Source organism: Streptomyces sp. SudanB182_2057 (assembly GCF_964272715.1).
GTDB classification, from domain to species: Bacteria; Actinomycetota; Actinomycetes; order Streptomycetales; family Streptomycetaceae; genus Streptomyces; species Streptomyces rubradiris.
In genome coordinates, this window is record NZ_OZ186798.1 from 7060786 (window position 1) to 7086944 (window position 26159).

The 26159-nt window shown below is 72.3% G+C and carries 22 protein-coding genes and 1 pseudogene; 8 read left to right on the plus strand and 15 right to left on the minus strand.

The features are described 5' to 3' along the window. Window positions 1-256: 256 nt before the first annotated feature. Together ACSURM_RS31460 and xylB are read right to left on the minus strand one after the other, a co-directional pair. Window positions 257-1465 carry an ROK family protein gene (locus ACSURM_RS31460; protein WP_436959148.1) on the minus strand — a complete coding sequence of 403 codons (1209 nt, stop codon included), beginning with the start codon at window positions 1463-1465 and terminating at the stop codon, window positions 257-259. 52 nt (window positions 1466-1517) lie between these two features. After that, window positions 1518-2963: a xylulokinase gene (xylB, locus tag ACSURM_RS31465; protein ID WP_436959149.1), complete on the minus strand. Its 1446-nt coding sequence runs from the start codon at window positions 2961-2963 to the stop codon at window positions 1518-1520. Between the two features lie 155 nt (window positions 2964-3118). On the opposite strand from xylB, the gene xylA reads away from it, so the two are divergent. Next, window positions 3119-4285 (plus strand): xylose isomerase, encoded by a 1167-nt coding sequence (xylA, locus tag ACSURM_RS31470; protein ID WP_436959150.1) that lies wholly within the window; start codon window positions 3119-3121, stop codon window positions 4283-4285. 93 nt (window positions 4286-4378) lie between these two features. Here the strand turns inward: xylA and ACSURM_RS31475 are convergent, their stop codons facing one another. Further along, a complete protein-coding gene (locus ACSURM_RS31475) occupies window positions 4379-5716 on the minus strand; it encodes an esterase-like activity of phytase family protein (RefSeq protein ID WP_436959151.1) in 1338 nt (445 codons plus the stop codon). 286 nt (window positions 5717-6002) lie between these two features. Between ACSURM_RS31475 and ACSURM_RS31480 the strand changes: the two genes are divergently transcribed. Next, the gene (locus tag ACSURM_RS31480) at window positions 6003-6185 is read left to right on the plus strand and encodes a hypothetical protein (protein ID WP_436959152.1); all 183 of its coding nucleotides are present in this window, start codon (window positions 6003-6005) and stop codon (window positions 6183-6185) included. 128 nt (window positions 6186-6313) lie between these two features. Here ACSURM_RS31480 and ACSURM_RS31485 read toward each other — a convergent pair whose 3' ends face one another. Continuing rightward, on the minus strand, window positions 6314-7156 hold the full coding sequence (locus tag ACSURM_RS31485) for a hypothetical protein (RefSeq protein WP_436959153.1): 843 nt from the start codon (window positions 7154-7156) through the stop codon (window positions 6314-6316). A gap of 239 nt (window positions 7157-7395) precedes the next feature. On the opposite strand from ACSURM_RS31485, the gene ACSURM_RS31490 reads away from it, so the two are divergent. Further along, complete coding sequence (locus ACSURM_RS31490; RefSeq protein WP_436959154.1) at window positions 7396-7938, plus strand: MOSC domain-containing protein; 543 nt, start codon at window positions 7396-7398, stop codon at window positions 7936-7938. Between the two features lie 565 nt (window positions 7939-8503). Here ACSURM_RS31490 and ACSURM_RS31495 read toward each other — a convergent pair. Then, window positions 8504-8905, minus strand: a complete 402-nt coding sequence (locus tag ACSURM_RS31495) for a hypothetical protein (protein WP_436959155.1) — start codon at window positions 8903-8905, stop codon at window positions 8504-8506. A 96-nt stretch (window positions 8906-9001) separates the two neighbouring features. Between ACSURM_RS31495 and ACSURM_RS31500 the strand changes: the two genes are divergently transcribed. Then, a complete protein-coding gene (locus ACSURM_RS31500) occupies window positions 9002-9907 on the plus strand; it encodes an oxygenase MpaB family protein (RefSeq protein WP_436959156.1) in 906 nt (301 codons plus the stop codon). On the opposite strand, the gene ACSURM_RS31505 is transcribed toward ACSURM_RS31500, so the two are convergent. Then, window positions 9884-10417, minus strand: a complete 534-nt coding sequence (locus ACSURM_RS31505) for a PadR family transcriptional regulator (RefSeq protein WP_436959157.1) — start codon at window positions 10415-10417, stop codon at window positions 9884-9886. The two genes, ACSURM_RS31500 and ACSURM_RS31505, sit on opposite strands and share 24 nt — an antisense overlap. Window positions 10418-10521: 104 nt before the next feature. Between ACSURM_RS31505 and ACSURM_RS31510 the strand changes: the two genes are divergently transcribed. Then, window positions 10522-11277, plus strand: coding sequence for an alpha/beta fold hydrolase (locus tag ACSURM_RS31510; protein WP_436959158.1), 756 nt, complete (start codon window positions 10522-10524; stop codon window positions 11275-11277). A 13-nt stretch (window positions 11278-11290) separates the two neighbouring features. Here ACSURM_RS31510 and ACSURM_RS31515 read toward each other — a convergent pair whose 3' ends face one another. Continuing rightward, window positions 11291-11890 (minus strand): class I SAM-dependent methyltransferase, encoded by a 600-nt coding sequence (locus ACSURM_RS31515; RefSeq protein ID WP_436959159.1) that lies wholly within the window; start codon window positions 11888-11890, stop codon window positions 11291-11293. 82 nt (window positions 11891-11972) lie between these two features. Continuing rightward, window positions 11973-12401 (minus strand): PPOX class F420-dependent oxidoreductase, encoded by a 429-nt coding sequence (locus ACSURM_RS31520; protein ID WP_189993490.1) that lies wholly within the window; start codon window positions 12399-12401, stop codon window positions 11973-11975. A 91-nt stretch (window positions 12402-12492) separates the two neighbouring features. Here ACSURM_RS31520 and ACSURM_RS31525 point away from each other — a divergent pair, with 91 nt between their 5' ends. Both ACSURM_RS31525 and ACSURM_RS31530 read left to right on the plus strand, forming a co-directional pair. Further along, window positions 12493-12906 (plus strand): roadblock/LC7 domain-containing protein, encoded by a 414-nt coding sequence (locus ACSURM_RS31525; protein WP_436959160.1) that lies wholly within the window; start codon window positions 12493-12495, stop codon window positions 12904-12906. A gap of 126 nt (window positions 12907-13032) precedes the next feature. Further along, window positions 13033-13857: pseudogene (locus tag ACSURM_RS31530) on the plus strand (DUF6397 family protein); the annotation flags it as partial. A 385-nt stretch (window positions 13858-14242) separates the two neighbouring features. On the opposite strand, the gene ACSURM_RS31535 reads toward ACSURM_RS31530, so the two are convergent. Together ACSURM_RS31535 and ACSURM_RS31540 are read right to left on the minus strand one after the other, a co-directional pair. After that, window positions 14243-15109: an acyl-CoA thioesterase gene (locus tag ACSURM_RS31535; protein WP_436959161.1), complete on the minus strand. Its 867-nt coding sequence runs from the start codon at window positions 15107-15109 to the stop codon at window positions 14243-14245. Between the two features lie 40 nt (window positions 15110-15149). Next, window positions 15150-17663: a DEAD/DEAH box helicase gene (locus tag ACSURM_RS31540; RefSeq protein ID WP_436959162.1), complete on the minus strand. Its 2514-nt coding sequence runs from the start codon at window positions 17661-17663 to the stop codon at window positions 15150-15152. 145 nt (window positions 17664-17808) lie between these two features. Here ACSURM_RS31540 and ACSURM_RS31545 point away from each other — a divergent pair, with 145 nt between their 5' ends. Next, entirely contained in the window at window positions 17809-18603 is a 795-nt protein-coding gene (locus tag ACSURM_RS31545; RefSeq protein ID WP_436959163.1) for a metal-dependent hydrolase, read from the plus strand. 164 nt (window positions 18604-18767) lie between these two features. Here ACSURM_RS31545 and ACSURM_RS31550 read toward each other — a convergent pair whose 3' ends face one another. From ACSURM_RS31550 to ACSURM_RS31570, 5 genes are all read right to left on the minus strand, one after another. Further along, window positions 18768-19031, minus strand: a complete 264-nt coding sequence (locus ACSURM_RS31550; RefSeq protein WP_436959164.1) for a type B 50S ribosomal protein L31 — start codon at window positions 19029-19031, stop codon at window positions 18768-18770. Window positions 19032-19082: 51 nt separating this feature from the next. Continuing rightward, on the minus strand, window positions 19083-19553 hold the full coding sequence (locus ACSURM_RS31555) for a DUF5709 domain-containing protein (protein ID WP_359049778.1): 471 nt from the start codon (window positions 19551-19553) through the stop codon (window positions 19083-19085). Between the two features lie 492 nt (window positions 19554-20045). Continuing rightward, window positions 20046-21827 (minus strand): ABC transporter ATP-binding protein, encoded by a 1782-nt coding sequence (locus ACSURM_RS31560; protein ID WP_436959165.1) that lies wholly within the window; start codon window positions 21825-21827, stop codon window positions 20046-20048. Next, window positions 21824-23626, minus strand: a complete 1803-nt coding sequence (locus ACSURM_RS31565) for an ABC transporter ATP-binding protein (RefSeq protein ID WP_436959166.1) — start codon at window positions 23624-23626, stop codon at window positions 21824-21826. The genes ACSURM_RS31560 and ACSURM_RS31565 overlap by 4 nt, the downstream gene beginning before the upstream one ends. Window positions 23627-23820: 194 nt before the next feature. Beyond that, window positions 23821-25887, minus strand: coding sequence for an N-acetylmuramoyl-L-alanine amidase (locus ACSURM_RS31570; protein ID WP_436959167.1), 2067 nt, complete (start codon window positions 25885-25887; stop codon window positions 23821-23823). Between the last annotated feature and the right edge of the window lie 272 nt (window positions 25888-26159).

The following is a 26159-nucleotide window of genomic DNA, read 5'->3' on the forward strand; positions in this document are numbered from 1 at the left end:
CACCCGAGCGTGTCCGCGCTCGGCGGCCACCGCACGGATATGACGAACCGTCGGCCGGCCTCGCGTGAAATCACGGTACGGCGCGGGGTGGTTGGGCAGAAGGGTGCGCGGCCGTTCGGTGGACAACCCGACGCCTGTGGATAACTCGGCCACTCGATCGGGTGAGGCCGGAGGGCCAAGAGGCCCGGCTCCGGGCTCGTCACAGGCGCGCGCCTTCCCAGCCCCGCCGAGAAGCAGGGCAACAGCCCGCGCGGCGTCAGGATCGTTCCGCCACCACCGCCGGGTCGTCCAGCACCGCGCGGACGACCGAGTGCGCGGCGCCCAGCAGCGGGCCCTGCGGCCCGAGCGGGGACACCGTCACCGGACAGGCCGGGCCCGCCGAACGGCCCGACAGCTCCGTTTCCAGCGCCGGCAGCAGCCAGGGCGAGAGACCCGCCAGGGCTCCGCCCAGGACCACCGTCTCGGGATCGAGCAGGTTCACCGCCCCGGTCAGGGCGATGCCGAGGGCCGTACCGGCGTCCCGCAGAGCGGCCCGCACACCCTCGTCACCCGCCCCGGCGCGCTCCGCGAGCAGGCCCACCAGGTCCTCCCGGGGCTCCAGTCCGGCCGCGCGCCGCACCGCCTCCTCACCCGCGTACTGCTCCAGACACCCCCGGCCGCCGCACGGGCAGACAGGACCGTCGGGCCGTACCGGCACATGGCCCAGCTCGCCCGCGAATCCCCGCTTGCCGCGCAGCAGCCGGCCGTCCACCACGACCGCGGCACCGATACCGATCTCGGCCGACACATGCAGGAAGTCGCCGGGCGTACCGGCACCGAGCCACAGCTCGGCCAAGGCGCCGAAGTTGGCCTCGTTGTCCACGGACAGCGGCCAGCCGCCGGGCAGCAGGGCCCCGAGGTCGGTGTCGTGCCAGTCGAGGTTCGGGGCCCGTACGACCGTCCGCCCGTCCCTGGCCACCAGTCCGGGCACCGCGACCGCGAGCCCGGCGGGCCACAGTTCCGCCTGTTCGGCATCCGCCACCACTCGGTGGATCAGCGCCGTCAGCTCCTCGATCACCGGCTCGGGCGCCCGGCCCCGGTTGCCGCCGCGCCGCACCGCCCGCGCCCGCACCTCGCCGCGCAGGTCGACCGCGCACACCGCGAGGTGGTCGACGCCGATCTCGGCCCCGATCCCGGCCGGACCCCGGCCGCTCACCGCGAGCGCCGACCCGGGCCGGCCCACCCGGCCGGGCCGCTCGGGACCCAGTTCCTCCAGCAAGCCCCACCGGATCAGCTCGTCCACCAGCGTCGACACCGCCGCCCGCGTCAGACCGATCCGCGAGGCGACCGCCGCCCGCGACAGCGACCCTTCCGCGCTGACGGCGTGCATCACCCGGGCGAGATTGCGCCGGCGCATGCCCTGCTGGGTGTCCGGCAGAGCGCGCCCGGTGCCCGGCGGGCGCGCCTCGTGCAGCGGTGCGGTCATGCCTGCGTCAATCCTCGCTGTCTGCCGCCCGGCTGGGGGGCGGGCGGCCTGGTCAGTCGGTTTCCGGCCGCCGCTCCAGCAGCGGGGCCGCGTCGGAGAGTACCCCGGTGATCCTCTCCAGCGTCGACCGGTCCCGCTCCACGGCCTCCAGCACCGGGCCCGCGGCCGTGTTCCAGCGGCGCGCCACGGCCGCGGGATCCTCGCCGGTCAGCAGCCCGGCCGCCTGCGCCGCCGCGCCCAGCGCGACCAGTTCTCCGGCCTGCGGGATCTGCACGGGCCGCCCGGAGAGCCGGCGCACGGTCTGCTGCCAGGCCGTCCCCCGGGCCCCGCCGCCGATCAGCAGCAGCGGAGTGTCACGGTCGGCGTCCGCGTCCAGGACCAGATCGAGGGCTCCCAGCAGCGCGTGCACCGCGCCGTCGTACGCGGCCTGCAGCAGGTGGCCCGCGGTGGTGTCGTGACGCAGCCCGTGCAGCAGTCCGGAGGCGTGCGGCAGATTGGGGGTGCGCTCGCCGTCCAGGTACGGCAGCAGGGTCACCGAGCCGCCGGGTTCGACCGCCTCCCGGTCCAGGCCCAGCAGGGCCGCGACCCGGTCCACCGCCAAGGTGCAGTTCAGGGTGCAGGCGAGGGGCAGCCAGTCCCCGCGCGCGTCGGCGAAGCCCGCCACCGTGCCGGTCGGGTCGGCGGGGCGGCGCTCGGAGACGGTGTAGACCGTGCCGGAGGTGCCGAGGCTCAGCACCGGCGTGCCGGGCCGCAGGCCGAGGCCCAGTGCCGCCGCGGCGTTGTCGCCGGTGCCCGGGGCCACCAGCGTGCCCTTGGAAAAGGGCAGGTCGTGGCTGTCGCGCACCGTGCCGACCACCTCGCCCGGACGCGCCACCCGGGGCAGCAGCGCCGGGTCCAGGCCGATGTGCGCCAGCGTCTCCTCGTCGTACGCCTCGGTGCCGGACGCCCACCAGCCGGTGCCGGAGGCGTCGCCGCGGTCGGTCGTGCCCTCGCCGGTCAGGCGCTCGGTGAGGTAGTCGTGGGGGAGCCGGACCGCCTTCGTCGCGCGGACCGCCTCCGGCTCGTGCTCGGCGAGCCAGGCCCACTTGGTGGCCGTGAAGGACGCGCCGGGCACACTGCCGGTGCGCTCCGCCCAGGCCTTCGGGCCGCCCAGCTCCTCGACGAGACGGCGGGCCTGCGGAGCGGAGCGGACGTCGTTCCACAGCAGCGCCGGACGCACCGGATCGCCGTGTTCGTCCAGGGTGACCAGGCCGTGCTGCTGGCCGCCGATCGACACGGCCGCCGCCTCGTGCGCCGCCTCACCGCACTGGCGCAGCGCCGTGCACAGCGCGTCCCACCACTGGCGCGGGTCGCTCTCCCGGCCCGCCCCGTTGGTCACGGTGTGCGGCGCCTGGCCACTGGCCACGATCCGTCCGGTCGCCGTGTCGACGACCAGTGCCTTCGTGGACTGGGTGGACGTGTCCACTCCGACGACGAGCGGACCCTCGGCTGCTGACATCGGACTCTCCCTCTTCCGCGGCTCCGCGGCATCTGCGCTGTGTGACGAAGACATCTGGTGGGCGAAAGACATGTTGTCTCTTCCCAGCGGTGCGTGCGCATACTAATTTGTAAACGGCCATGACGAAATACTCGTACGCAGCAAGGAGCCGCGCCATGAGCTACCAGCCCACCCCCGAGGACAAGTTCACCTTCGGCCTGTGGACCGTCGGCTGGCAGGGAAGGGACCCGTTCGGCGACGCCACCCGCCCCGCCCTCGACCCGGTCGAGACGGTGCGCCGCCTGGCGGAACTCGGCGCCCACGGAGTGACCTTCCACGACGACGACCTGATCCCCTTCGGCTCTTCGGACACCGAGCGGGAGTCGCACATCAAGCGGTTCCGGCAGGCCCTGGACGCCACCGGCATGACCGTCCCGATGGCCACCACGAACCTCTTCACGCACCCCGTCTTCAAGGACGGCGCGTTCACCGCCAACGACCGCGACGTGCGCCGCTACGCCCTCCGCAAGACCATCCGCAACATCGACCTCGCGGTCGAACTGGGCGCGAAGACGTACGTCGCCTGGGGCGGTCGCGAGGGCGCCGAGTCCGGGGCCGCCAAGGACGTACGCGCCGCCCTGGACCGCATGAAGGAGGCCTTCGACCTGCTCGGCGAATACGTCACCACGCAGGGCTACGACATCCGCTTCGCGATCGAGCCCAAGCCGAACGAGCCCCGGGGCGACATCCTGCTGCCCACCGTCGGCCACGCGCTGGCCTTCATCGAGCGCTTGGAGCGGCCCGAGCTGTACGGCGTCAACCCGGAGGTCGGCCACGAGCAGATGGCCGGCCTGAACTTCCCGCACGGCATCGCGCAGGCCCTGTGGGCGGGCAAGCTCTTCCACATCGACCTCAACGGCCAGTCCGGCATCAAGTACGACCAGGACCTGCGGTTCGGGGCCGGTGACCTGCGGGCCGCCTTCTGGCTGGTCGACCTCCTGGAGAGCGCCGGTTACGAAGGACCGCGCCACTTCGACTTCAAGCCGCCGCGGACCGAGGACATCGACGGCGTGTGGGCGTCGGCCGCGGGCTGCATGCGCAACTACCTGATCCTGAAGGAGCGCGCGGCCGCCTTCCGCGCCGACCCGGAGGTGCAGGAGGCGCTGCGCGCGTCGCGGCTGGACGAGCTGGCCCAGCCGACCGCGGCCGACGGCGTCCAGGAGCTGCTGGCCGACCGCACGGCCTTCGAGGACTTCGACGTGGACGCGGCCGCCGCGCGCGGCATGGCCTTCGAACGGCTCGACCAGCTGGCGATGGACCACCTGCTGGGGGCGCGGGGCTGACGCCCACGCGCGCGTACCGGCGATCACCCCTGCGGCAGGGGTGATCACCGAGGGACGCGGGCCGTCCGCGGTGTCGCGGACGGCCCGCGCCCGTCACAGCTTCCCGGGCAGACGGACGTACACCACCGTCGTCTTCACCCCGCTGTCGACCAGACGGCCCCGGGCGTCGAAGGCGCCCTCCCCGTCGGTCATCCCGAAGTCGTTGTCGTTGACGAGCGCGAGCGTGTCGGCGTCCACGCGCGCGATGCCCTCGATCTTCCCGGGCACCCCGGCGACCGTGCCCAGGTCCACCACGAGCCGCTTGGACAGCACCGGTACGCCGGCGGACGCCGGATCGTCCAGCTGCTCCAGCGACGGGGACGTGGTGTCGTCGTCCCACGGGCCGCCCAGGATGTCCGCCCCGCGCCCCAGCCTGACCAGCTGCAGCCGGGCCGACTTGTCCGTGCGTTCCTCGACGAGCAGCCGGTCGCGGCCGACCGCCACCACCGACGAGATCTTCAGCTCCGAGGTGTCGTCCTCACCCGGGTCGACCACGCCGACCGGGTCGAAGCGGTAGGCGTACTCGGCCGTGACGGCCTTCTCGCGCGGCGAGAAACGCAGCAGACGGGTGGTGCGCGAGGCGTCACCGGCGTCTGCGTCCGGCAGGGAGAGCGGGCTCTGCAGGGCCATCACGAGGTCGCCGCCGGGCAGTTGCGCCAGCCCCTCGAACCCCCGGTTGGTCTTGCGGTGCAGCAGGACCGACGGCAGCGCCTCCACCACCGGGTAGTCCGTACCGGTCAGGGCCAGCCCCTCGGGCACATAGCGGGCGAGCACCCTGCCGCGCGCGGAGACGTGCACGAGGGACGGCCCGTACTCGTCCACGAGCCAGAAATTTCCGTCCCCGGCCCGTACGACGCCCTCGGTGTCCAGGCCGTTTGGGTCGTAGGGAAGCGGCGTCCTCGCGTCGTAGGTGTACGGCGCCTCGTCCCGGCCACGCTGGTCGGGCAGCCCGGTGACGGCCTTCCCCGAGGAGGTGGTGAGCGGTATCGCGTCGATGACCTTGACGGTGTCCTTGGAGACCCGGATCCTCACAATCGCGGGGTCGAAGCCCGGCACCGGGAAGGTGCGGCGCTTCTTGCCGTCCACCTTGATCTGGCCGTTGGGCCCGCGGTCGGTCACCGTCCAGTACTCGCCCTTGCGGCCCGCCGGGTAGATGTCGCTGCCGATGCCGCCGAGCCGCACCCCGTGGTCGTCGGCCACGCTGCCCGGCAGCAGTGCGTTGCTGAACGCGCCGAGCGGGATCTCACCGAGCGTCGCCGTGCGCACGACACCGGCCTCCTTGGACGGCGCCGCCGCGACCGTTCCCGCGGCCACGAGGACGGCGGCCAGGGCCAGGGGCAGACCGGTGGCGACGGAACGGTGGACGCGGCGACGCGCGGCGGACGGGGACATCGGGCCTCCTGGGAGCAAGATCGTTGGCAGCGGCCACGATTGGGCTCCGGAAGGAACACCGAACGACAAACGCGTGAACGGCCGACGTCCGCGACTCATCGGAACGGCCCGGCGACTGCCGCTCAACGGGAATGCCACCCGGGTGGGTCCTGCCCCTGACCGGTCCCCGGGCAGCCATTAGGGGCATATCTCAGGGATGAGTCAGCGTCCGGGGCCGGAACTGCCGGCAGCGGGAGGTCGTTTTCCAGAACAGAGTGCGGCAGCGGCCGCGAAGGAGGCGATGCCGATGTCCAAGAACGCGAAGATCGCCGTAGGGGGCGTGGCGGTCGGGCTCCTCCTGCTGATATGGCTGCCCTGGTGGGCGGCGTTCCTGATCGTGGTCGGGGTGCCGGTGGTCGCGTACCTCGCCCTGGACCCCTCGCAGCGGCGCAGGGTCCGCCGGGTCTCCCGCAAGGAACTCGGCCGCTGAGGCGCCGGCGCGCGACAGGCGGTCGGCGGGCGCGGTGACCGTGGCGGCCGGCAGGGGCCACGGGGACCGCGCCAGCGCGCGGGGGCGGGTGCTCCCGGGGCCGACAGGTGTCGTACGGCTGCCGAGTCTTACAGGGGGCGTACGGCCATCTTGTCGAGAGCTGCCAGCAGGCCCGGCAGTTCGGGGCCCCGGCCCACCGGATGGACCTCGCCGGGCTCGTCGTCGAGCAGGACGAACGCGATGTCGTCGGTGCGGGCCACGAGCGACCAGCCGGGCCCGTCGGCACGCAGCGTACGGGCGTCACCCGGGGCGAACGACGAGCGCACCCGTCCGAGCGGCGGCGGGGAGTCGACGTAGGCGCGCGCCTCCGCGAGCACTCGGCGGACGCCCGCGTGGCCGCCGCGCGCGGGGCCCTCCTCGCCGTCCGGGGCGGGCGGCGCGTCCTTCGCCGGTTCGCCGGGTGCGCGGAAGTCGGCGTCGTCGATCTGCTCCCGCCACGCGGCCCATCGCAGCGCGATCTCGTCGGCGCCCAGACGGCGCTGGGCGGGCCCCCAGGAGCCGGTGTCCGGCGGGCTCAGCGCCGGTCGGCCCGCCGTCTCGGCGGGGGGATCGTGCGGCGCGGGGACCCCGGGCGCGGCGACGGCGACGGCCAGGGGCCACCCCGGCAGGGCGGTCACGACCGCGCCCTCGTCCGGAGACAGCTCGTATTCCATGCCGCAGTCCCAGGACGCGATCGCCACGGCGACCAGCGCGACGTCGTCGATGACGACCGTCCAGCGAGCACCGTCCCCGTCCTGGCCCAGCACCAGGCCGTACCCGTCGGCGAGCGGCGGCAGACCCAGCACCGCGCACGCCGCCGGGTAGTCGTCGCCCAGCACGCTCGGGAACTGCGCCGGCGTCAGCAGCACCGCCGTCAGCACATACAGCGCGTCGTCCGCGGCGGCGACGGCCATATCGTCCGTCCCGGCCATCCCTGCCTCCCAGTGGTTGGTCCGTCGGCGCGCACCCTAGTGCGAGCGCAAGCCGGTTGTCACGGCTTCGGACACCACGCGGAGCTGCGGGTTTCCACCGGGAAAGGGCGAAACGACCACACTGGGAGGCGAGAGTTCCGCTTACGACCCCACCCGTAATTGATCGTGGATGCTGCGCCTTGAGGGGCGAGGGCTAGGCTAGTGGCTGATCGCGGTTACCGACGAGGGGGTTCCGAGGTATGAGCGGGAGAGTGACGGCTGTCAGCAGCAACGGCGAGTATTCGTTCACCAAGCCGAACCGGGACAGCATCAGATTGCTCACTGGGCTTGGTGCGGAGGGGGACGTTCACGCTGGTGTGACGGTCAAGCACCGCTCGCGCGTCGCGCAGGATCCCACTCAGCCGAATCTGCGCCAAGTCCACCTCATTCATGAAGAGCTCTTCGCCGAGGTCGGCGAAGAAGGGTTCAAGGTGGCGCCCGGCGAACTCGGCGAGAACATCACCACACGCGGCATCGATCTGCTCGGTCTGCCGGCCGGCACATTGCTGCGCGTCGGTGACTCCGCGGTCCTGGAAGTCACCGGCCTCCGCAACCCCTGCCTGCAGATCGACAACTTCCAGGACGGGCTGCTGAAGCAGGTCGTCGGCCGCGACGAGGAGGGGAACATCGTGCGCAAAGCCGGAATCATGAGCATCGTGAGGGAAGGCGGCGTGGTGCGGCCTGGCGACACGATCGACATGGAACTTCCCAGTGGTCCGCACCGGCCCCTGGACCGGGTCTGACCAGCCTCCCGGGCAGGCCGTGACATGACGATGGCCAGGCGGGTTCTTGATGCGTGCAGATCAAGCAGGCCCGGCGCGGCAATGGCCCCTCCTGCCTTCTGTGGCTTCCCACGCCAACATCTCGGCGAATTGACCGAAGAACTCGCGCCAGGCGGGGAACGCGCTGCGCGTCCGAGCGGCACGAGCGGCGCCGGGGCGCCCGCCGACGGCAGGCCGGGGCCGGGCCGAAGTACGAACTGGTCTTCACCGACCGGCTGCTGGCGCCCTGGTTCACCTGCGCACCGTCCTCACCCACGAGGCCCCCAGCGTGGTCTACCAGGTGGGCTCCTCCACCATCGGCCGCGCCATCAGTGAGATCCGCCCGCTCCTGGCGGAGCGGGGATTCGCCACCCCTGACCGGTCCGGCCCGCGACGGCACATCCTGGAGGACGCTTTCGCCTACGCCGCCGAGAACATCACCCTGTGCAAGACGGCACCGAGACCAAAGTCCGGCGCTCCAGGGCCCACAGGCCCGGCAGGCGGGCCTTCGTCTTCGTCAAGCGCAGGCAAAACACCATCAAGACCCTCACCGGGGCCGCACCCTGTGGTCCGGCGGGACGCGGCCCGGCCGTCGCACGACCAGACCTGTGTGCGCACCGAGGGCATCGCCGAGCCGTTCCGCCTGCAGCCCAGCGTGAAAGCCGAGGTCGACGAGGGTTACCGGCCGGGGACTGGCCAGCGAGTTCCCCGACCAGGTCAGCGCCACGACCGCCCGGCAGGCTGGCTCGCTCACCCCGAAGGACAGCGCCTCCGGCGACATCCAGGCCGCCGCCTCCTCGATCCGGTCCTCGTCGCCCTCCGCCCGCGCGGCCACATAGACGGCCGCCGCCTCGAACAAGTTGTGCGCGCCCTTCTCCCGGACGTCGCCCGGCCGCGCCTGCGCGGGGGCGCGGAACCTGTCGGTGTACCTGCGGATCGCGTCGAACACCCGGACCCCCCTCTCCCCGAACCAGTCAGTGCTGATCGCCCATCTGCTGCACCACAACGTAGAGTTGGAGTTCCGGCGGCAGAAGGGGACGACGCGGTGAAGCGGTTCGAGCAACTGGAGCGGATCCGTCGGCTGGACCCGGTGGCGGACGCACCGGAGATCTACCGGATCAGCGTGTCCCTGGAGTTCCCCTGGGACTACACGCGCGCCCTGGAACTGGCCCTGTACCGCACCTACGCGGTACCGAGCATCGGCCGCCTGCTCGCGCGGACGGCGGAACTGACCGAGCGCACGCAGAAGCGGTACGACGACACGTCACTCCTCCTCGACGCCGTCGTGGAACACGGCTTCGCCGCGGAGCAGGGGCGTACGGCGATCCGCCGCATCAACCAGATGCACCGCAGTTACGACATCAGCGACGACGACATGCGCTATGTGCTGAGCACCTTCGTGGTGGTGCCCAGGCGCTGGATCGACACCTACGGCTGGCGGCGGCTGTCCCGCCACGAGATCGTCGCCACCACCGAGTACTACCGCACCCTCGGCCGGCACATGGGCATCCCGGACATCCCCCGGACCTACGAGGAGTTCGAAGCCCTTCTCGACTCCTACGAAGAGGCCCATTTCGGCTGGGACGAGGAGGCCCGGCAGGTCTCCGACGCCACGCTCGCCCTGATGGCCTCCTGGTACCCCCGCCCCCTGGCCCCGCTGCTGCGCACGGTGACGCTCGCCCTGCTCGACGAGTCGCTGCTGCGCGCCTTCCGTTATCCGAAACCCGGCGCGGCGGCCACCGCGCTGGTGCGCCGGGCCGTGTGGACGCGCGGCCGGCTGGTCCGGCTCCTGCCGCCGCGCCGCAGCCCGCACTTCGCGCGTCAGAACCGGGAGATCAAGGGCTACCCCGAGGGCTACCGCGTGGCCGATCTGGGGACCCGTCCCGTTCCCGGGCTGCGCGGCTGCCCGGTGCGGCACCGGGACACGTCAGCGGCCGACCCCGTCGAGTGACGCGAGGGTGTCCCGCAGCCAGGCCAGTTCCGCCCGGCTCGTGGCGCGCGCGATGGTGAGGACGCCCCGCCGGAAGGGGTCGTCCAGTTCCTCGGCGCTCAGCGGACGGTCGCCGTCGTAGAAGAAGCTCGCCGGCTCCTCCAGGAAGGCCAGCCGGCGACGCAGCACGGACGCCTGTGCGGCGGGGTCGTCCAAGTGCCGCAGGAACGCCAGCAGCGTGAACCAGTGGTTCTCGTCGGTGATCTCCCGCTGGGCGGGCTCGGCGAGCCGGCGCATCAGCTCGCGCCCGCCCTCCTCGGTCAGCGTCAGCACATGGCGCGGCGCCGCGACGGCCCCGGGCTCGGTGGCCCGTACCAGCAGGCCCGCCTTCTCCAGCCGCTTGATCGCTGGGTACAACGTGCTCTCCGCCACGGGGCGCACATGTCCGGTGAGCGCGGCGATATGGCGGCGCAGCACATATCCGTGCAGTGGCGCGTCGTACAGGAATCCCAGGATGGCGAGCTCGAGCATGCCCGCATTCTTCCGCAGGGTACATCGTCATTCCAGTACCGCCTTGACGGTATACCTCGTGACCGAGGTATTGTGCGGCGTCGTAGCGACAAGGGGAGGGGCACATGCGGCAGGCCGCGTTCGACAGCAGGGGCAGCCACATCCGGTGGACCGAGGTGCCCGGGACGGAGCCCGCCCGGGTGTATCTGCACGGACTCGGATCCATGTCCGCCGTCTACCACGCCCACATCGCCGCCCGGCCCGAACTGGTCGGCCGACGCGGCCTGTTCATCGACATGCCCGGACACGGCACGAGCGACCGCCCCCAGGACTTCGGCTACACCCTGGACGACCACGCCCACGCGGTCGCGGTCGCGCTGGACACGGCCGGAGTCGCGGACGCCGAACTGATCGCGCACAGCATGGGCGGTGCCGTGGCCATCGTCCTCGCTCACCGGCGGCCCGACCTCGTTTCCCGACTGGTGCTGACAGAGGCCAACCTGGACGCCTTTCCGCCGTCGACCGCCGCCAGCAGCGGTATCGCCGCCTACGACGAAGAGGAGTTCGTCGAGGAGGGGTACGCGCGCGTGCTGGACGCGGTCGGCCCGCTCTGGGCGGCCACCATGCGGCTGACCGATCCGCGCGCCCTGCACCGCAGCGCCGTCGGCCTGTGCCGGGGCTCCAGCCCCGTGATGCGCACGCTCCTGGAGGGACTGTCCGCCGACCGGATCTTCCTCCAGGGCGAGGACGGCGGCGAACTCGCGGGCCGCGAGAGCCTGGAAGCCGCCGGGGTCCGCGTGGTGACGGTGCCCGGCGCCGGGCACAACGTCATGTTCGACAACCCCGGCGCCTTCGCGGCAGCCGTCGCCGGAACGGTCTGATACGGCGCGGCGGTCAGTCCTCGCGCACCGCGAGCGCGAGGAAACGGGCGTCCTCGTCCACGTACGACGTCATCCGCCAGCCCGAACGGGCCAGCAGCGGCCGGAGATTGGCCTCGGCCCGCAGGTCGTCGGGGGTGATCCGGCGGCCCTGGCGTGCGGCCAGGGCCGCACGGCCGATCGGATGGAAGAGCCCGAGCACCCCGCCCGGCCGCACCCCGCGGGCCAGTTCCCGCAGGTTCTCCGCCGGATGCGGCAGATGGGCGATCAGACCGGCCGCGAACACGGCGTCCAGACAGCCCGAACGCAGCGGCAGTGCGGCGACGTCCGCGAGCAGCAGCCGTCCCGCGCGGTGCCGGCCGGCCCGTACGGCGGCTCCAAGCATCGCCGGGGTCAGGTCGGCCCCCAGGACCACGCCGGAGGGGCCGACGGCGGCCCGCAGTGGCGGCAGGGCCCGCCCCGTGCCGCAACCCGCGTCCAGAACGCGGTCCCCCTCGCGCAATCCGAGGTCGGCGACGGCTGCCGCGTAGGCAGGGCCGTCATCCGGGAACCGGCTGTCCCAGTCGGCGGCCCGGGCGGTGAAGAATTCCTGGACATGTGTGTGGTCGTCGCTCATGCTCCGCATGATTCCGCACCGCAGCCCGGCCTTCGCCGGCGCCGCGGGTCAGCGCCGGGACCGCGAAGCGCGTTCCCGCGGCTCAGGCCGCGAGATCCCGTACCGCCACCACATTGTCGATGCTGACACGCACGAGCAGTTCGCCCGGAACGCCATTGCGGGCGCCGTACTCCTCGGCGTCGTCCTCGCCCACGTAGCGGGCCGCGATCCGGGTGGCCCACTGACGGAGTTCGGCCAGATCCTCCGACACCTCGGCCTCGCCGTTCAGCACCACGAAGTGGAACGGTGGACGCTCGTCGTCCACGCACAGGGCGACCCGGCCGTCACGGGTCAGATTGCGCCCCTTGACGGTGTCCTTGCCGGTGGTGAGCACCAGGTCGTCTCCGTCGAGGAGGAACCAGACCGGAGCCACATGGGGGCTCCCGTCGGCGCGAACGGTGGACAGTTTGCCGGTGCGGGTGCCGTCCGAGACGAACGCCCGCCACTCCTCATCGGTCATCTTCTCTGCCATGCGCCCATCCTGCTTGCCCGCACGCCGGAGGTGGGGAAGGCTGGCGGAGAGTTCCTCCAGCCAGGGGGAGACATCACACGGGGAGAGGGACATGGCGCAGAACCAGGGCCTCGGCTGGCTCCTGGACGATCTGACCGAGCGGGTGGACCACGTCCGCCACTCGCTGGTCCTGTCGAACGACGGGCTGGTCACCGCGGCGAGCACGGGCCTACGCCGTGAGGACGCCGAGCATCTGGCCGCCGTGGCGTCCGGACTGCACAGCCTGGCCAAGGGCTCGGGACGGCACTTCGGCGCGGGCAGGGTGCGTCAGACGATGATCGAGTACGACGATGCCGTGCTGTTCGTGACCGCGGCCGGCACCGGCAGCTGTCTGTGCGTGCTCACCGGGGCGGAAGCCGACATCGGTCAGATCGCCTACGAGATGACCCTGCTCGTCAACCGGGTCGGCGAACACCTCGGCATCGATGCCAGGCAACCCGAGCGAACACCCAAGGCGGACGCCTGACCTGCGGGTTTTCCATCCCCCGTGGAGTTATCCACAGGCTCCGAACGAGTCACGGCGAAACCGGCTACGGTGAGTGCACGGCGAACGTACAGGGCGTGAGCCAAGACTCCACGGGGGAGTACGACCATGTCGGCCGACCTTTTCGATCCCACCCGCCCCAACACCTTGAAGCCGGGCCACGCCGCCCGCGAACTGGGGCTCAAGCGAGGCGATTTCGACCGCGCCGTGCAACTCGGCTGCATCCGCACCGTGCCGGACGAGGGCGGGGGAGGGGGTCACCGCGTGGAACGCGCGGAGATCGAGCGCGTCCGCGCCCAGGACGGTTTCCCCGAGTCCCTCCTGGACCGGGTGCGGGTCGTGGGGACGGCCGAGGGGGCCGCTCTCATGGAGATCCCGGCCGGCAGGTTCACCCGGCTCGCCCGCCTGGGCCTGCTGGTGCCCGCCGCGTTCTACCTCAACCGCTACCGCACCGTGGTCTGGCTCTATCTGGCGGAAGAGCTACGCCAGTTCGCGACCGGAACGGAGAACGCGCACCTGCTCAAGGGGCGCACGCCCGAGGCACTGCGCGGTCAGCTGGCGGCGGGAGTGGACCTGCGGGCGCGCAACTGGCGCGGACGCCATCTCGGACTCCTGCTCCGGCGGGCCGAGGACCCCTGGGCCCGCGCCGGGGCCGTGGCCACATTCCTCCCGCCCGTCGACGTCGCGGACATCGTCAAGGACCCGTACGAGCGGGCGTGGCTGAACCGGTCCCGGCCCACGCCACCCGGGCACGGCGTCCCCGGATCACCCGCCACGCACACGGCCGAGCGGATCACGACGGCGCAGGACGCGGACGAGATCGGCTGGCTGCGCAGCGAGCTGGCGCGCCTGGTCGACGAGGCCCGCGGCGTCTCACCCGTCGCCCACCCCCTTCCACCGGTGATCCGCGCGGCTCCACGGCCTATCCCGCCGATGGCCCGTACGGTGACGGGACCCGCGCAGGAGACGACGAGATTCCCGAAGCCGGCGTCGTCGTCACCGGGACCGGAAAGCTCCTCCTCGGAGTCGACGAGACGACTCGCGGAGCCGGTCGCGAGAGCCGAGGAGCCCTTGGCACGGCCCATGTGGCCGACGGCGCGGTCTTGCGAGCCGGTGGTACGGCCCGCCGAGCCGATGCCCGTCACCAGGCCGGCGGTGCGGTCGGCGCCACCGACCGCACCACGGGGCCACGGGCCGGCACGGCCCGGACCGCAGCGATCGCCCCGCGGTCTGCGGGCCTGGCTCCGGCGCAGAAGCCTGAGACGTACAGAGGCCGCGCGGGTGTGAACGCCTCACCGCGGAGTCCTGGCCGCGGGGGCTACAGCGCCCGGAACAGACCCTCCTGGACGACCGATACGAGCAGTCGTCCTTCCAGGTCGTAGATGCGTCCGCGCGCCAGTCCGCGCCCGCCGATGGCGATCGGGGACTCCTGGTCGTAGAGGAACCACTCGTCCGCGCGGAAGGGCCGGTGGAACCACATGGCGTGGTCCAGCGAGGCCAGGTCGAAGTTGCGCGGACCCCACAGCGGCTCCACCGGAATGCGGACCGCGTCCAGGAGGGTCATGTCACTGGCATAGGTCAGCGCGCAGGTGTGCACCAGGGGGTCGTCGCCCAGCGGCCCCACCGCGCGCATCCACACGGCGCTGCGCGGCTCGGCCCCCTTGATGTCCGCGGGGTTCCAGCGCAGCCGGTCGACGTAGCGGATGTCGAAGGGCTGGCGGCGCGCCATCCGCTCCAACTGCTCCGGCAGGGTGCCCAGGTGCTTGCGGATCTCCTCCGAGACCGTCGGCAGCGACTCCGGGTGCGGCACCTCGCGGGCCGGCGGCAACTGGTGCTCGAAAGGTCCTTCCTCAGGCTTGTGAAAGGAGGCGGTCAGATTGAAGATCGTGCGGCCCTGCTGCACGGCCGTGACCCGGCGCGTCGTGAAGGAACGCCCGTCGCGGACCCGTTCCACCTGGTACACGATCGGCACGCCCGGCCGGCCGGGGCGCAGGAAGTACGCGTGCAGTGAGTGCACCGGGCGATCGCCGTCCGTGGTGCGGCCGGCGGCGACCAGCGCCTGGCCGGCCACCTGGCCGCCGAAGACCCGCTGGAGGGACTCCTGCGGGCTGCGGCCACGGAAGATGTTGACCTCTATCTGCTCCAGGTCGAGCAGGTCGACCAGTCTCTCGGCCGGATTCGTCATCGATGGGTTTCTCCTTGGCTTGCCACTGGCCGTGAACGGCTCACAGCTGGCCGACGTCGGTGACACGGACGATCGCACGGCCCTCGGCGTCGGAGGCCGCGAGGTCGATCTCCGCGCTGATGCCCCAGTCGTGGTCACCGTTGGGGTCGTCGAAGATCTGACGGACGCGCCAGAGCCCGTGCTCCGGCTCCTCCTTGATGACAAGGAGCTTGGGGCCGCGGGCGTCGGGGCCGGTGCCGAGGTCGTCGTACTCGTCCCAGTACTTGTCCATCGCCTCGCCCCACGCGTCGGCGTCCCAGCCGGACTCGGCGTCCAGCTCGCCCAGTTCCTCGACCTGGTCCAGGGCGGCCAGCTCCACGCGGCGGAACATGGCGTTGCGGACGAGGACCCGGAAGGCGCGGGCGTTGGTCGTGACCGGCTTGACCTCGTCGGCCTTCTCCTGGGCCTCCTCGGCGGTCATCTCCTCCGGATTGGCGAGCTGCTCCCACTCGTCCAGCAGGCTGGAGTCCACCTGGCGCACCATCTCGCCCAGCCACTCGATCAGGTCCTGCAGGTCCTCGGACTTCAGGTCGTCCGGGATGGTGTGGTCCAGGGTCTTGTAGGCGCTGGCGAGGTAACGCAGCACGATGCCCTCGGTGCGGGCCAGCTCGTAGAAGGACACCAGCTCCGTGAAGGACAACGCCCGCTCGTACATGTCCCGGACCACCGACTTCGGCGACAGCGGGTGGTCGCCGACCCACGGGTGGCTCTTGCGGTAGGTGTTGTAGGCGTGGAAGAGCAGTTCTTCCAGCGGCTTCGGGTACGTGACGTCCTGCAGGCGCTCCATGCGCTCCTCGTACTCGACCCCGTCCGCCTTCATCGCGGCCACGGCCTCGCCGCGCGCCTTGTTCTGCTGGGCGACGAGGATCTGCCGCGGGTCGTCCAGGGTGGACTCGACGACGGAGACCATGTCGAGGGCGTAGGACGGCGACTCGGGGTCGAGGAGTTCGAACGCCGCCAGGGCGAACGTGGACAGCGGCTGGTTCAGCGCGAAGTCCTGCTGGAGGTCGACCGTGAGCCGGACGATCCGGCCTTCGGTATCGGGCTTGTCGAGCTTTTCGACGATTCCGCCGTCGAGCAGCGAGCGGTAGATCGCGATGGCCCGGCGGATGTGCCGCAGCTGCTGCTTGCGCGGCTCGTGGTTGTCCTCCAGCAGGTGGCGCATCGCCTCGAAGGCGTTGCCCGGACGGGCGATCACCGACAGCAGCATCGTGTGCGTCACCCGGAAACGCGAGGTCAGCGGCTCCGGCTCCGACTCGATCAGCTTCTGGAAGGTGTTCTCCGTCCAGCCGACGAAGCCCTCCGGCGCCTTCTTGCGCACCACCTTGCGCCGCTTCTTCGGGTCGTCGCCCGCCTTCGCCAGCGCCTTCTCGTTCTCGATCACGTGCTCCGGCGCCTGCGCGACCACGAGCCCCGCGGTGTCGAAACCGGCCCGGCCGGCCCGGCCCGCGATCTGGTGGAACTCGCGGGCCCGCAGGGTGCGCACCCGGCTGCCGTCGTACTTGGTCAGCGCTGTGAACAGCACCGTGCGGATGGGCACGTTGACGCCCACGCCGAGCGTGTCCGTGCCGCAGATGACCTTAAGCAGTCCGGCCTGGGCGAGTTTTTCCACCAGACGCCGGTACTTGGGCAGCATGCCGGCGTGGTGGACGCCGATGCCGTGCCGTACGTAACGGGAGAGGTTGCGGCCGAACTTGGTGGTGAAGCGGAAGTTGCCGATCAGCTCGGCGATCTGGTCCTTCTCCTCGCGCGAGCACATGTTGATGCTCATCAGCGCCTGCGCCCGCTCCACGGCCTGCGCCTGCGTGAAGTGCACGATGTACACCGGGGCCTGCTTGCTCTCCAGCAGATCGGTGAGCGTCTCGGTGAGCGGGGTCAGCTTGTACTCGTAGGACAGGGGCACCGGGCGGGTCGCGGAGCGGACCACCGAGGTGGGGCGGCCAGTGCGGCGGGTGAGATCCTTCTCGAAGAAGGACACATCGCCCAAAGTGGCCGACATCAGGATGAACTGGGCCTGGGGGAGTTCCAGCAACGGGATCTGCCAGGCCCAGCCGCGGTCCCCCTCGGCGTAGAAGTGGAACTCGTCCATGACGACCTGGCCGACGTCCGCGTCCTTGCCGTCCCGCAGCGCGATCGACGCCAGCACCTCGGCGGTGCAGCAGATGACGGGCGCGTCCGCGTTCACGGAGGCGTCGCCGGTGAGCATGCCGACGTTCTCGGTGCCGAAGAGCTTGCACAGCTCGAAGAACTTCTCCGACACCAGGGCCTTGATCGGCGCCGTGTAGAAGGTGACCTCGTCCCGGGCCAGCGCGGCGAAGTGCGCGCCCGCGGCGATCATGCTCTTGCCGGACCCGGTGGGCGTCGACACGATCACGTTCGCCCCGGAGACCACCTCGATCAGCGCCTCCTCCTGGTGGGGATAGAGGGTGAGGCCGCGCTCCTGGGCCCAGGACTCGAAAGCCTCGTACAGGGCGTCGGGGTCGGCGGTCGGCGGCAGCTGATCGATGAGGGTCACGCCCCCATCTTGCCTGGCCCACCGCCGGAGCGGGGAATCGGCTGCGGGTACGAAGATCATGGAAGCTACGCTGTGTGGCCGGCGAGGCGTCAGCGCACCAGGTCAACTGGGCGGCGCGACACGAGGAATAGGGCGGGAAGCGGCCATGATGGGACCAGCACACTCACTGTCGGGGGCCGCGGCCTGGCTGGGGGTGGGAGCCGCCACGGCGGCGGCCGGACACCCCATGCCCTGGCCGGTCCTCCTCTGCGGCGCCCTGATCAGCGCCGGCGCCGCGCTCGCCCCGGACCTCGACCACAAGGCGGCCACCATCTCCCGGGCCTTCGGGCCGGTCTCCCGCGGGCTCTGCGAGATCGTGGACAAACTCTCGTACACCGTCTACAAGGCGACCAGGAAGCAGGGCGACCCGCGCCGCTCCGGCGGACACCGCACGCTGACGCACACCTGGGTGTGGGCCGTCCTGATCGGCGCGGGCTGCTCCGCCGTGGCGATCGCCGGGGATCGCTGGGGGGTGCTGGCGGTCCTGTTCGTGCACATGGTGCTGGCGATCGAAGGCCTGCTGTGGCGGGCGGCGCGCGGCTCCAGCAGCGATGTCCTGGTCTGGCTGCTGGCGGCGACAAGCGCGTGGATCCTCGCCGGAGTGCTGGACAAGCCGGGTCATGGTTCCGACTGGCTGTTCACCGCGCCGGGGCAGGAGTACCTGTGGCTGGGGCTGCCGGTCGTGCTCGGCGCGCTGGTGCACGACATCGGGGACGCGCTGACCGTGTCCGGCTGCCCGATCCTGTGGCCGATCCCGGTGGGCCGCAAGCGCTGGTACCCGGTCGGGCCGCCGAAGGCGATGCGGTTCCGGGCGGGCAGCTGGATCGAGCTCAAGGTGCTGATGCCGGCGTTCATGCTGCTCGGCGGGGTCGGCTGTGCCGCGGCCCTCAACGTGATCTGACCAGGCCGCCGGCACCGGCCCGCGATAGGGCGGAGCCGGATCGGGCAGGCCCCGCCCGGGCCAGGACGTCAGGGTGGGGCGGAGGTCCGCGACCGTCCTTCGGCCCGGGCCACGCACGGGCGGGTTCCTCGGTGGCGGACCGCGATCCGGCGGAGACCGCCGGGTCAGCCCGGCTCGCCCGCGTCCGCCGTGCCGTACCGGCGCTCGAAGCGGGCGACGCGGCCCTCGGTGTCGACCGTACGCGCCTTGCCGGTGTAGAAGGGGTGGCTCTCCGAGGAGATCTCCACGTCGATCACCGGGTAGCTCTGGCCGTCGTCCCACTCGATGGTCTGCTCGCTCCGCGCGGTGGACCTCGTCAGAAAGGCGTACCCGGCGGCGCGGTCACGGAAGACGACGGGGTGGTAGTCGGGGTGCTTGTCCTGCTGCATGGCGGCTCCTCGGGACGGGCGGTCGGGAGGGAGGCGTCCGGACGGTCCGGCTCAGCCGGGGAGGGCGTCCTCGTCGACGATGTGCACCGCTGCCTCCTCGGCGGAGGCGGCGGCCCCGTCGATGCCGACGTCGGTGGCGACGAGCGCGGCCTCGTCGTCCTCGTGCGCGCCCTCGTCGGGTGCCACCAGCCGGCCGGACCGGAAGTTGCCCACCTCATTGTCGAGGGGTTCCCCGTCGGTGCCCTCGCAGTCCCCGATGCCGTCACCGTCGGGCGCGGACAGATCGGGCAGCTCCTCGGCGAGCCGCTGGTCGAGGGTCTCGCCCGCCTGGCGTTCGGCCGCCGTCACGCCGACGTGTTCCACCGCCCACGGGCGCTCGGGAGGGGACCAGCCGCGGTCGAGGGGGTCGGCGACGCCGTCGAAGTCCAGAGTGTCCTCGACGTCGAGCACCCCCGAGTCCTCCCGGATCTCCGAGGGATCGGGCTGGTAGACGTCATCCCCCCAACCGTCGGCGTTGACCACGACTACCTCCAGATGGTGAGGACGGCCGGATGCCGTCCCAGCGGACGGCGCGCCGTCGGCACGCGCGGCACGGGGGCCACACGCCGCGAACCGGCTGGTCCCCGGGCGCGCCCCGAGCCGCTGCCGCTTTCCAGCCTTCCACCCCGGATCGGCACCGCGCAACGGCACGGCCCCGGGGGTGAGCGCGCGGCCCTGTCGCGGGTCCGGACGGAACCCACCGGGCATCGGAGCGCGACAACCGGAGAGACCTGGGGCCCGGCTCTCGCGGGGTCTCGGAGTGCGGCAGGCGGACGGCCTCACGGCCAGGCTTCCCGGAGCGGAGCTGGAGGGGCGCCGTCCACAGCCATGACGTCAGGCGTCTGCGCCCCTGCCGGACCACCCCCCGCCACCACGGTTAGAGCCCCCGCGCACACCCGCAACCAACCGGCCTGTGCCACCTCTCGCAGGGGGCCGTCCCCCGCAGGCGTGACCACCCGTGCCCCCGTCCGGTCCTCACCCGTGCCAGGAGCGCCAGAGCGCCGCGTACGCCCCCTCCGCCGCGACCAGCTCCTCGTGGCTGCCCAGCTCGCTGATCCGGCCGTTCTCGACGACGGCGATCACGTCGGCGTCGTGGGCGGTGTGCAGCCGGTGGGCGATGGCCACCACGGTGCGGCCGTCGAGGACCCGTGCCAGGGAGCGTTCCAGATGGCGGGCCGCGCGCGGGTCGAGCAACGAGGTCGCCTCGTCCAGGACCAGCGTGTGCGGATCGGCGAGCACCAGCCGGGCCAGCGCGATCTGCTGTGCCTGCGCCGGGGTCAGCGCGACACCGCCGGAGCCGACCTCGGTGTCCAGGCCGTCGTCCAGGGCACGGGCCCAGCCGTCCGCGTCGACCGCGCCGAGGGCCGCCCACAGCTCGGCGTCCGTGGCGGCGGTGCGGGCCAGCAGGAGGTTGTCGCGCAGGGAGCCCACGAAGACATGGTGCTCCTGGTTGACCAGGGCGACATGCCCGCGGACGCGCTCGGCGGGCATCCGGGACAGCTCCGCCCCGCCGAGGGTGACCCGGCCGTCCCGGGGCGCGTAGATCCCGGCGAGCAGCCGGCCCAGGGTGGACTTGCCCGCACCCGACGGGCCGACCAGGGCCATCCGGGTGCCCGGAGCGACCCGCAGGGAGACCTCGCGCAGCACATCGACGCCCTCCCGGTAACCGAAGCGCACCCGGTCGGCGTCCACCACGCGTCCCTCGGGGGCCAGCGCCGCGTCCCCGGCGTCCGGCTCGATGTCCCGGACGCCGACCAGGCGGGCCAGCGACACCTGGGCGACCTGCACCTCGTCGTACCAGCGCAGGATCAGGTTGACCGGGTCGACCAGCATCTGCGCGATGAGGGCGCCGGTGGTCAGCTGGCCCACCCCTATCCAGCCCCGCAGCACGAACACCCCGCCGACCATCAGGACCGAGCCGAGCACGAGGAGGTGGACGGTGTTGATGACCGGGAAGAGCACGGAGCGGAGCCAGAGCGTGTACCTCTCCCACACGACCCACTGCCCGATCCGCTGCTCGGACAGGGCCACGCGGCGGGCGCCGAGGCGGTGCGCCTCGACGGTGTGGCCCGCGTCCACGGTCTCGGCGAGCGCGGCGGCGACGGCGGCGTACCCGGCGGCTTCCGAGCGGTAGCCGGACGGCGCCCGCTTGAAGTACCAGCGGCAGCCGATCACCAGGACCGGTACGGCGAACAGCGCGGCGGCGGCCAGCGGCGGCGCCGTCACCACCAGCCCGCCGAGCAGCAACAGGGCCCACACGACGCCAATGGCGAGCTGCGGCACGGCCTCGCGCATGGCGTTGGCCAGCCGGTCGATGTCGGTGGTGATACGGGAGAGCAGGTCGCCGGTGCCCGCCCGTTCCAGCACGCCCGGCGGCAGCCCCACGGACCGGACGAGGAAGTCCTCGCGCAGATCGGCCAGCATCCGCTCGCCGAGCATCGCGCCCCGCAACCGTACCTGCCGGACGAACACGGCCTGCACGGCGAGCGCGAGCACGAACAGCCCGGCGGTCAGCCCCAGGTGGAGTTCCCGGGCCCCGTCCGACACCCGCTCGACCAGCCCGCCGAGCAGGTACGGGCCCGCCATGGAGGCGATCACGGCCACCGTGTTGACGGCGATGAGCAGCAGGAAGGCCCGGCGGTGCCGGCGGAACAGCTCGGTGACGTAGCCGCGCACGGTCGCGGCGGCGCCGACGGGCAGGGTGGTGGCGGTCGTCGGGGCCGCCGGGTCGTGGTCCGGCGGTGCGACGCCGATCATGCGCTCTCCTCGATCTCTTCCAGCTCCTGGAGCTCGTCCAGCAGCTTCCCGTCGTCGGCGGCCAGTTCCTCGTCGGTCTCCCGGGTCACCACGGCCCGGTACCGGGGCTCGCCGTCCATCAGCTCGCGGTGCGGGCCGACCGCCGCGACCCGGCCCTCGTGCACCAGGGCGACCCGGTCCGCGCGGTCGAGCAGCAGCGGCGAGGAGGTGAACACCACGGTCGTCCGTCCCGACCGCAGCCGGCGCAGCCCGTCCGCGATCCGCGCCTCGGTGTGCGAGTCGACAGCGGAGGTCGGCTCGTCCAGCACTAGTACCTCCGGATCGGTGATCAGCGACCTGGCGAGGGCCAGCCGCTGGCGCTGGCCGCCGGAGAGGGACCGGCCGCGCTCGGTGATCCGGGCGTCCATCGGATCGGCGGCGTCCAGCGAACCCTGCGCCAGCGCGTCCAGCACGTCCTCGCACCGCGCCGCGGCGAGCGCGTCCGCGGCCGGCACCGTACCGGAGGAGGGCACGTCCAGCAGCTCGCGCAGCGTGCCGGACAGCAGCACCGGGTCCTTGTCCTGCACGAGGACGGCGGTGCGGGCGCTGTCGAGGGGCAGGTCGTCCAGGGGCACCCCGCCCAGCAGGACCGACCGGTCCGGCTCGGCGGGGTGGCCGCCGAGCCGCTCGGCCAGCCTGCCCGCCGCGTCCGGGTCACCGCACACCACGGCGGTGAACCGGCCGGCGGGGGCGAGCAGACCGGTCACCGGGTCGTACAGGTCGCCGCCCGGCACCTCGGCCTCGCGGGTGCCGTCGGTGTCCGTGGACCGCTCCAGTGAGAGCACACGCGCGGCGCGCTTGGCCGACGGGCGGGAGAAGGAGTACGCCATGGCGATCTCCTCGAAGTGCCGCAGCGGATAGCTGAGGATCATGACCGCGCTGTAGACGGTGACGAGTTCGCCGACGTCGATCCGGCCTTCGCGGGCCAGGTCGATGCCGCGCCAGACGACCGCGATCAGCAGCAGTCCGGGCAGCAGCACCTGGATGGCGGAGATCAGCGACCACATCCGGGCACTGCGCACGGCGGCGTGCCGTACCTCCTGGGAGGCCCGGCGGTAGCGGTCCAGGAACAGTTCCTCGCCGCCGATGCCGCGCAGCACCCGCAGACCCGCGACCGTGTCCGAGGCCAGCTCGGTGGCCCGGCCCGCCTTCTCGCGCTGGACGTCGGCGCGGCGGGTCGCCCGGGGCAGCAGGGGCAGCACCGCGAGCGCCACGACGGGCAGGCCCACGGCGACGATCACGCCGAGCGCGGGCTGGTACACGACCAGGCCGACGGCGACGATCACCACCGTCAGGGCGGCGGCGGTGAAGCGGGAGACGGCCTCGACGAACCAGCCGATCTTCTCGACGTCCCCCGTGGACACGGCCACCACCTCACCGGCGGCCACCCGCCGGGTCAGGGCGGAGCCCAGGTGGGCGGCCTTGCGCGCCAGCAGCTGCTGGACGCGGGCGGCGGCGGTGATCCAGTTGGTGACGGCGGCGCGGTGCAGCATGGTGTCGCCGACGGCGAGCCCCGTTCCGCACAGCACCATCAGGCCCCCCGTCAGGGCGAGCCGGGTGCCGGAGCGGTCGACGGCCGCCTGCACGGCGAGACCGACACAGAAGGGCAGGGCGGAGACGGAGACGAAGTGAAGCAGGCCCCAGGCGAGCGACTTCAGCTGTCCGCCCAGCTGGTTGCGCCAGAGCCACCACAGGAATCGGGGACCCGAGCGTGTGTCGGGCACGCCCGGATCGGGATACGGAAGGTCTTGGATCTGCATGACGTCCCAGTGGCTCGTGTCAGGGCAGGGCAGGAGCGGAACGCCGCGGTGTGCGGCGACAAGCCGTGAAAGGTTGACGTCATGCAGTGGTGAATTTCAAACAGTTTTTCCCTACGGCCCGCGAAATCGGCCGCGTTCGGCCATGGCACCGCCGTCCGGCAGCCGGGATCCCTGGTCTCCCGGCTGCCGCGAGGTCACCGTCCGGCGGAACCGGCGGAACCGGCGGGGCGCGCCGGGCCGGAAGGGGCGGAAGAGCCGGAAGGGGCGGACCGGGCGTTCGGCGTGCTCGGCGTGCTCGATGCGCTCGGGACCGAGGGGTTTGTTCCGGTGGCCGGACTCTTCTGCGGTCCCGACGCGGCGGTCGAGGACACCACGTCCACATCGCTGGCCCGCACGTATGCGAGCCGGTGGCCGAACTGGATCTCGTAGTACTTCTCCCGGCCCCACACCACCGGATTGGGCGTGTCGCTGAAGGACTTGGCGGTGTAGGAGCTGCCGACACCGGACTGCGTCACATACCGCTGGCCCGCCTGGAAGCCGTACGGCAGCGGCGACTCGTCCGGTTCATCCATGTCGTCCGGGAACGCCTCCTCCTCCGGGAGGGCGCGCCCGTACACCGGGATCTCGTCCAGGCCCTCCTTCGGGGTGACCATGCGCCCGGCCGCGCCGACGGCGGTCGGATGGTCCTGGGGGTTCCTGAACCAGGCCTTGTTGCCCTGGAACCAGATCGCCGTCCAGTCGCCGCTGCGGTCGGCGACGGCGAAGGTCTGACCGGCGGAGACCCGCGAGCCCAGGTCGTTGACGTCCACGGTGGAGTCCTCGCCGTCCGGTTTGCGGCCCGGGTCCTGGATCAGCGGGGCGTGCTCGCTCGGCTCGGTGTACAGGCGGACGGCGCTGGAGCCGTGCGGCCGACACGGTGAACCACTGCCGCCGCAGCCCGTGAACTCCGGCTTGTGCGTGGCGTAGTCGGGCAGGATGGTCACCATGTCACTGTCCGGTCCCGCCGTGGCCCGCAGCGGTGCGCCGAGGAGGTCGAAGTAGTGGCGCCAGTCCCAGAAGGGGCCGGGGTCGTCGTGCATGTCGGGAATGCTGCCGGCGGTCGGGGCCGGCACGTTGTCGTGGCCGAAGATGTGCTGCCGGTCCAGCGGGATGGCGTACTTCTTCGCCAGGTACTTCACCAGGCGCGCCGAGGCCCGGTACATCCGCTCCGTGTACCAGGTTCCCGGCTGGGTGAGGAACCCCTCGTGCTCGATGCCGATGGAGCGGGCGTTCACGAACTGGCTGCCCGAGTGCCAGGCCTCGTCCTTGGTCTTGACGTGCTGGGTGACGTGGCCGTCGCTGGAGCGGATCGAGTAGTGCCACGACGACTCCGTGGGGTCCTGCACCGTCTGGAGCATGCTCGGCAGCTCCGCCTCGGTGTCGTGGATGACGATGTACTCGATCGGCTGGTCCCTGGGGCGGTCGGCCAGGTCGTGGTTGCCGTACGCGCTGTCGTCGATCTCCTCGTACGGCGCGCCGAGCCAGTCGCAGGCCAGTTCGGCGGGGCACTCGACGTCCTTCTGCCGCTGCGGGCCCTGGGCGGTGGGGGTGTGCTGGCGCGGCCGGACGCGGGGGGTGGCGGGGAGCGTCACCTCCTGCCCCTCGGCGGTGGTGCGGTGCGCGCCCCGGCGGATCAGGGCGAAGACATCGTCGGCGTAGGCGGCGGCCGACGAGACGTCACGGGTGCCCGGGAAGCGCGCCACCGCCTCCCACCAGTCCGCCGGGTCGGCGCTGAGGGGCTTGCCGAGCTGCCGTTGCGTGGCGGCCAGGAGTGCCGCGCCGCCGCGTACGTTGGCGACGGCGTCCTTGCGCAGCTGTTCGGCCGGGACGTGGATCAGCCGTGCCGCGTGGGGCAGGTCCGCGGGCTGCACGGCGTGGCCGGGCGAGACAGCGCCGCCGGGGGCGTCCGGTCCGGGGGCCGCGGCGCGGGGCTGGGCCCGGCCGCCGTCGGCCGTCCGCGGGGTGGTGGAGGGGGCCGGCGTCGTGACGAGCTCGGGATCCAGCAGGTGCATCGGTCCGAAGCCGCCCGCGACGCTGGGCGCGCCGGGATGGGAGTCCCAGCGCGACTGCAGGTAGGACACGCTCATGAGGACACTGCGCGGCACGTGGAACTCGCGCGCGGCGTCCGTGAAGGCGTCCTGCAGCCGCCGGTCGGACGGATCGGCGCAGCCGGACATCGGGAGGATCAGCAGCGGTGGCAGCAGCGCCGACCCCGCGATCACACAGGCCGTACGGCGGCATCTCCGGACGGCACCGGGGATACGGGCAACGACATTTCTTCTCATTGCAGGGGCTCTCCCAACCACGCTCGTTCGCAACCAGGGCAAAGGAGTTGCCCGTAGCGCCACCCCTTGTACGTTTCCGTGCCCCGGGCGCCGTGTCGTGGCGAGCGTCACCGGTGTGGACCAGCCCTCCCGCAGAGGCCACCCGGTCGGCGGCAGTGACTCCGCTGCCCGGGGCAACCAAACATGACAGGCCGTCCGGTCCCGGCGCG

What these genes read in the sequence shown, in the direction of transcription:
- ACSURM_RS31520 (WP_189993490.1), bottom strand. Translation starts at nt 12,401, where the DNA reads ATGGCAGAGAAGATGACCGATGAGGAGTGGCGGGCGTTCGTCTCGGAC.
- ACSURM_RS31490 (WP_436959154.1), top strand. Translation starts at nt 7,396, where the DNA reads ATGAGCGGGAGAGTGACGGCTGTCAGCAGCAACGGCGAGTATTCGTTC.
- ACSURM_RS31485 (WP_436959153.1), bottom strand. Translation starts at nt 7,156, where the DNA reads ATGGCCGGGACGGACGATATGGCCGTCGCCGCCGCGGACGACGCGCTG.
- ACSURM_RS31505 (WP_436959157.1), bottom strand. Translation starts at nt 10,417, where the DNA reads ATGCTCGAGCTCGCCATCCTGGGATTCCTGTACGACGCGCCACTGCAC.
- ACSURM_RS31550 (WP_436959164.1), bottom strand. Translation starts at nt 19,031, where the DNA reads ATGCAGCAGGACAAGCACCCCGACTACCACCCCGTCGTCTTCCGTGAC.
- ACSURM_RS31515 (WP_436959159.1), bottom strand. Translation starts at nt 11,890, where the DNA reads ATGAGCGACGACCACACACATGTCCAGGAATTCTTCACCGCCCGGGCC.
- ACSURM_RS31510 (WP_436959158.1), top strand. Translation starts at nt 10,522, where the DNA reads ATGCGGCAGGCCGCGTTCGACAGCAGGGGCAGCCACATCCGGTGGACC.
- ACSURM_RS31525 (WP_436959160.1), top strand. Translation starts at nt 12,493, where the DNA reads ATGGCGCAGAACCAGGGCCTCGGCTGGCTCCTGGACGATCTGACCGAG.
- ACSURM_RS31480 (WP_436959152.1), top strand. Translation starts at nt 6,003, where the DNA reads ATGTCCAAGAACGCGAAGATCGCCGTAGGGGGCGTGGCGGTCGGGCTC.
- ACSURM_RS31460 (WP_436959148.1), bottom strand. Translation starts at nt 1,465, where the DNA reads ATGACCGCACCGCTGCACGAGGCGCGCCCGCCGGGCACCGGGCGCGCT.
- ACSURM_RS31475 (WP_436959151.1), bottom strand. Translation starts at nt 5,716, where the DNA reads ATGTCCCCGTCCGCCGCGCGTCGCCGCGTCCACCGTTCCGTCGCCACC.
- ACSURM_RS31545 (WP_436959163.1), top strand. Translation starts at nt 17,809, where the DNA reads ATGATGGGACCAGCACACTCACTGTCGGGGGCCGCGGCCTGGCTGGGG.
- ACSURM_RS31565 (WP_436959166.1), bottom strand. Translation starts at nt 23,626, where the DNA reads ATGCAGATCCAAGACCTTCCGTATCCCGATCCGGGCGTGCCCGACACA.
- xylB (WP_436959149.1), bottom strand. Translation starts at nt 2,963, where the DNA reads ATGTCAGCAGCCGAGGGTCCGCTCGTCGTCGGAGTGGACACGTCCACC.
- ACSURM_RS31560 (WP_436959165.1), bottom strand. Translation starts at nt 21,827, where the DNA reads ATGATCGGCGTCGCACCGCCGGACCACGACCCGGCGGCCCCGACGACC.
- xylA (WP_436959150.1), top strand. Translation starts at nt 3,119, where the DNA reads ATGAGCTACCAGCCCACCCCCGAGGACAAGTTCACCTTCGGCCTGTGG.
- ACSURM_RS31535 (WP_436959161.1), bottom strand. Translation starts at nt 15,109, where the DNA reads ATGACGAATCCGGCCGAGAGACTGGTCGACCTGCTCGACCTGGAGCAG.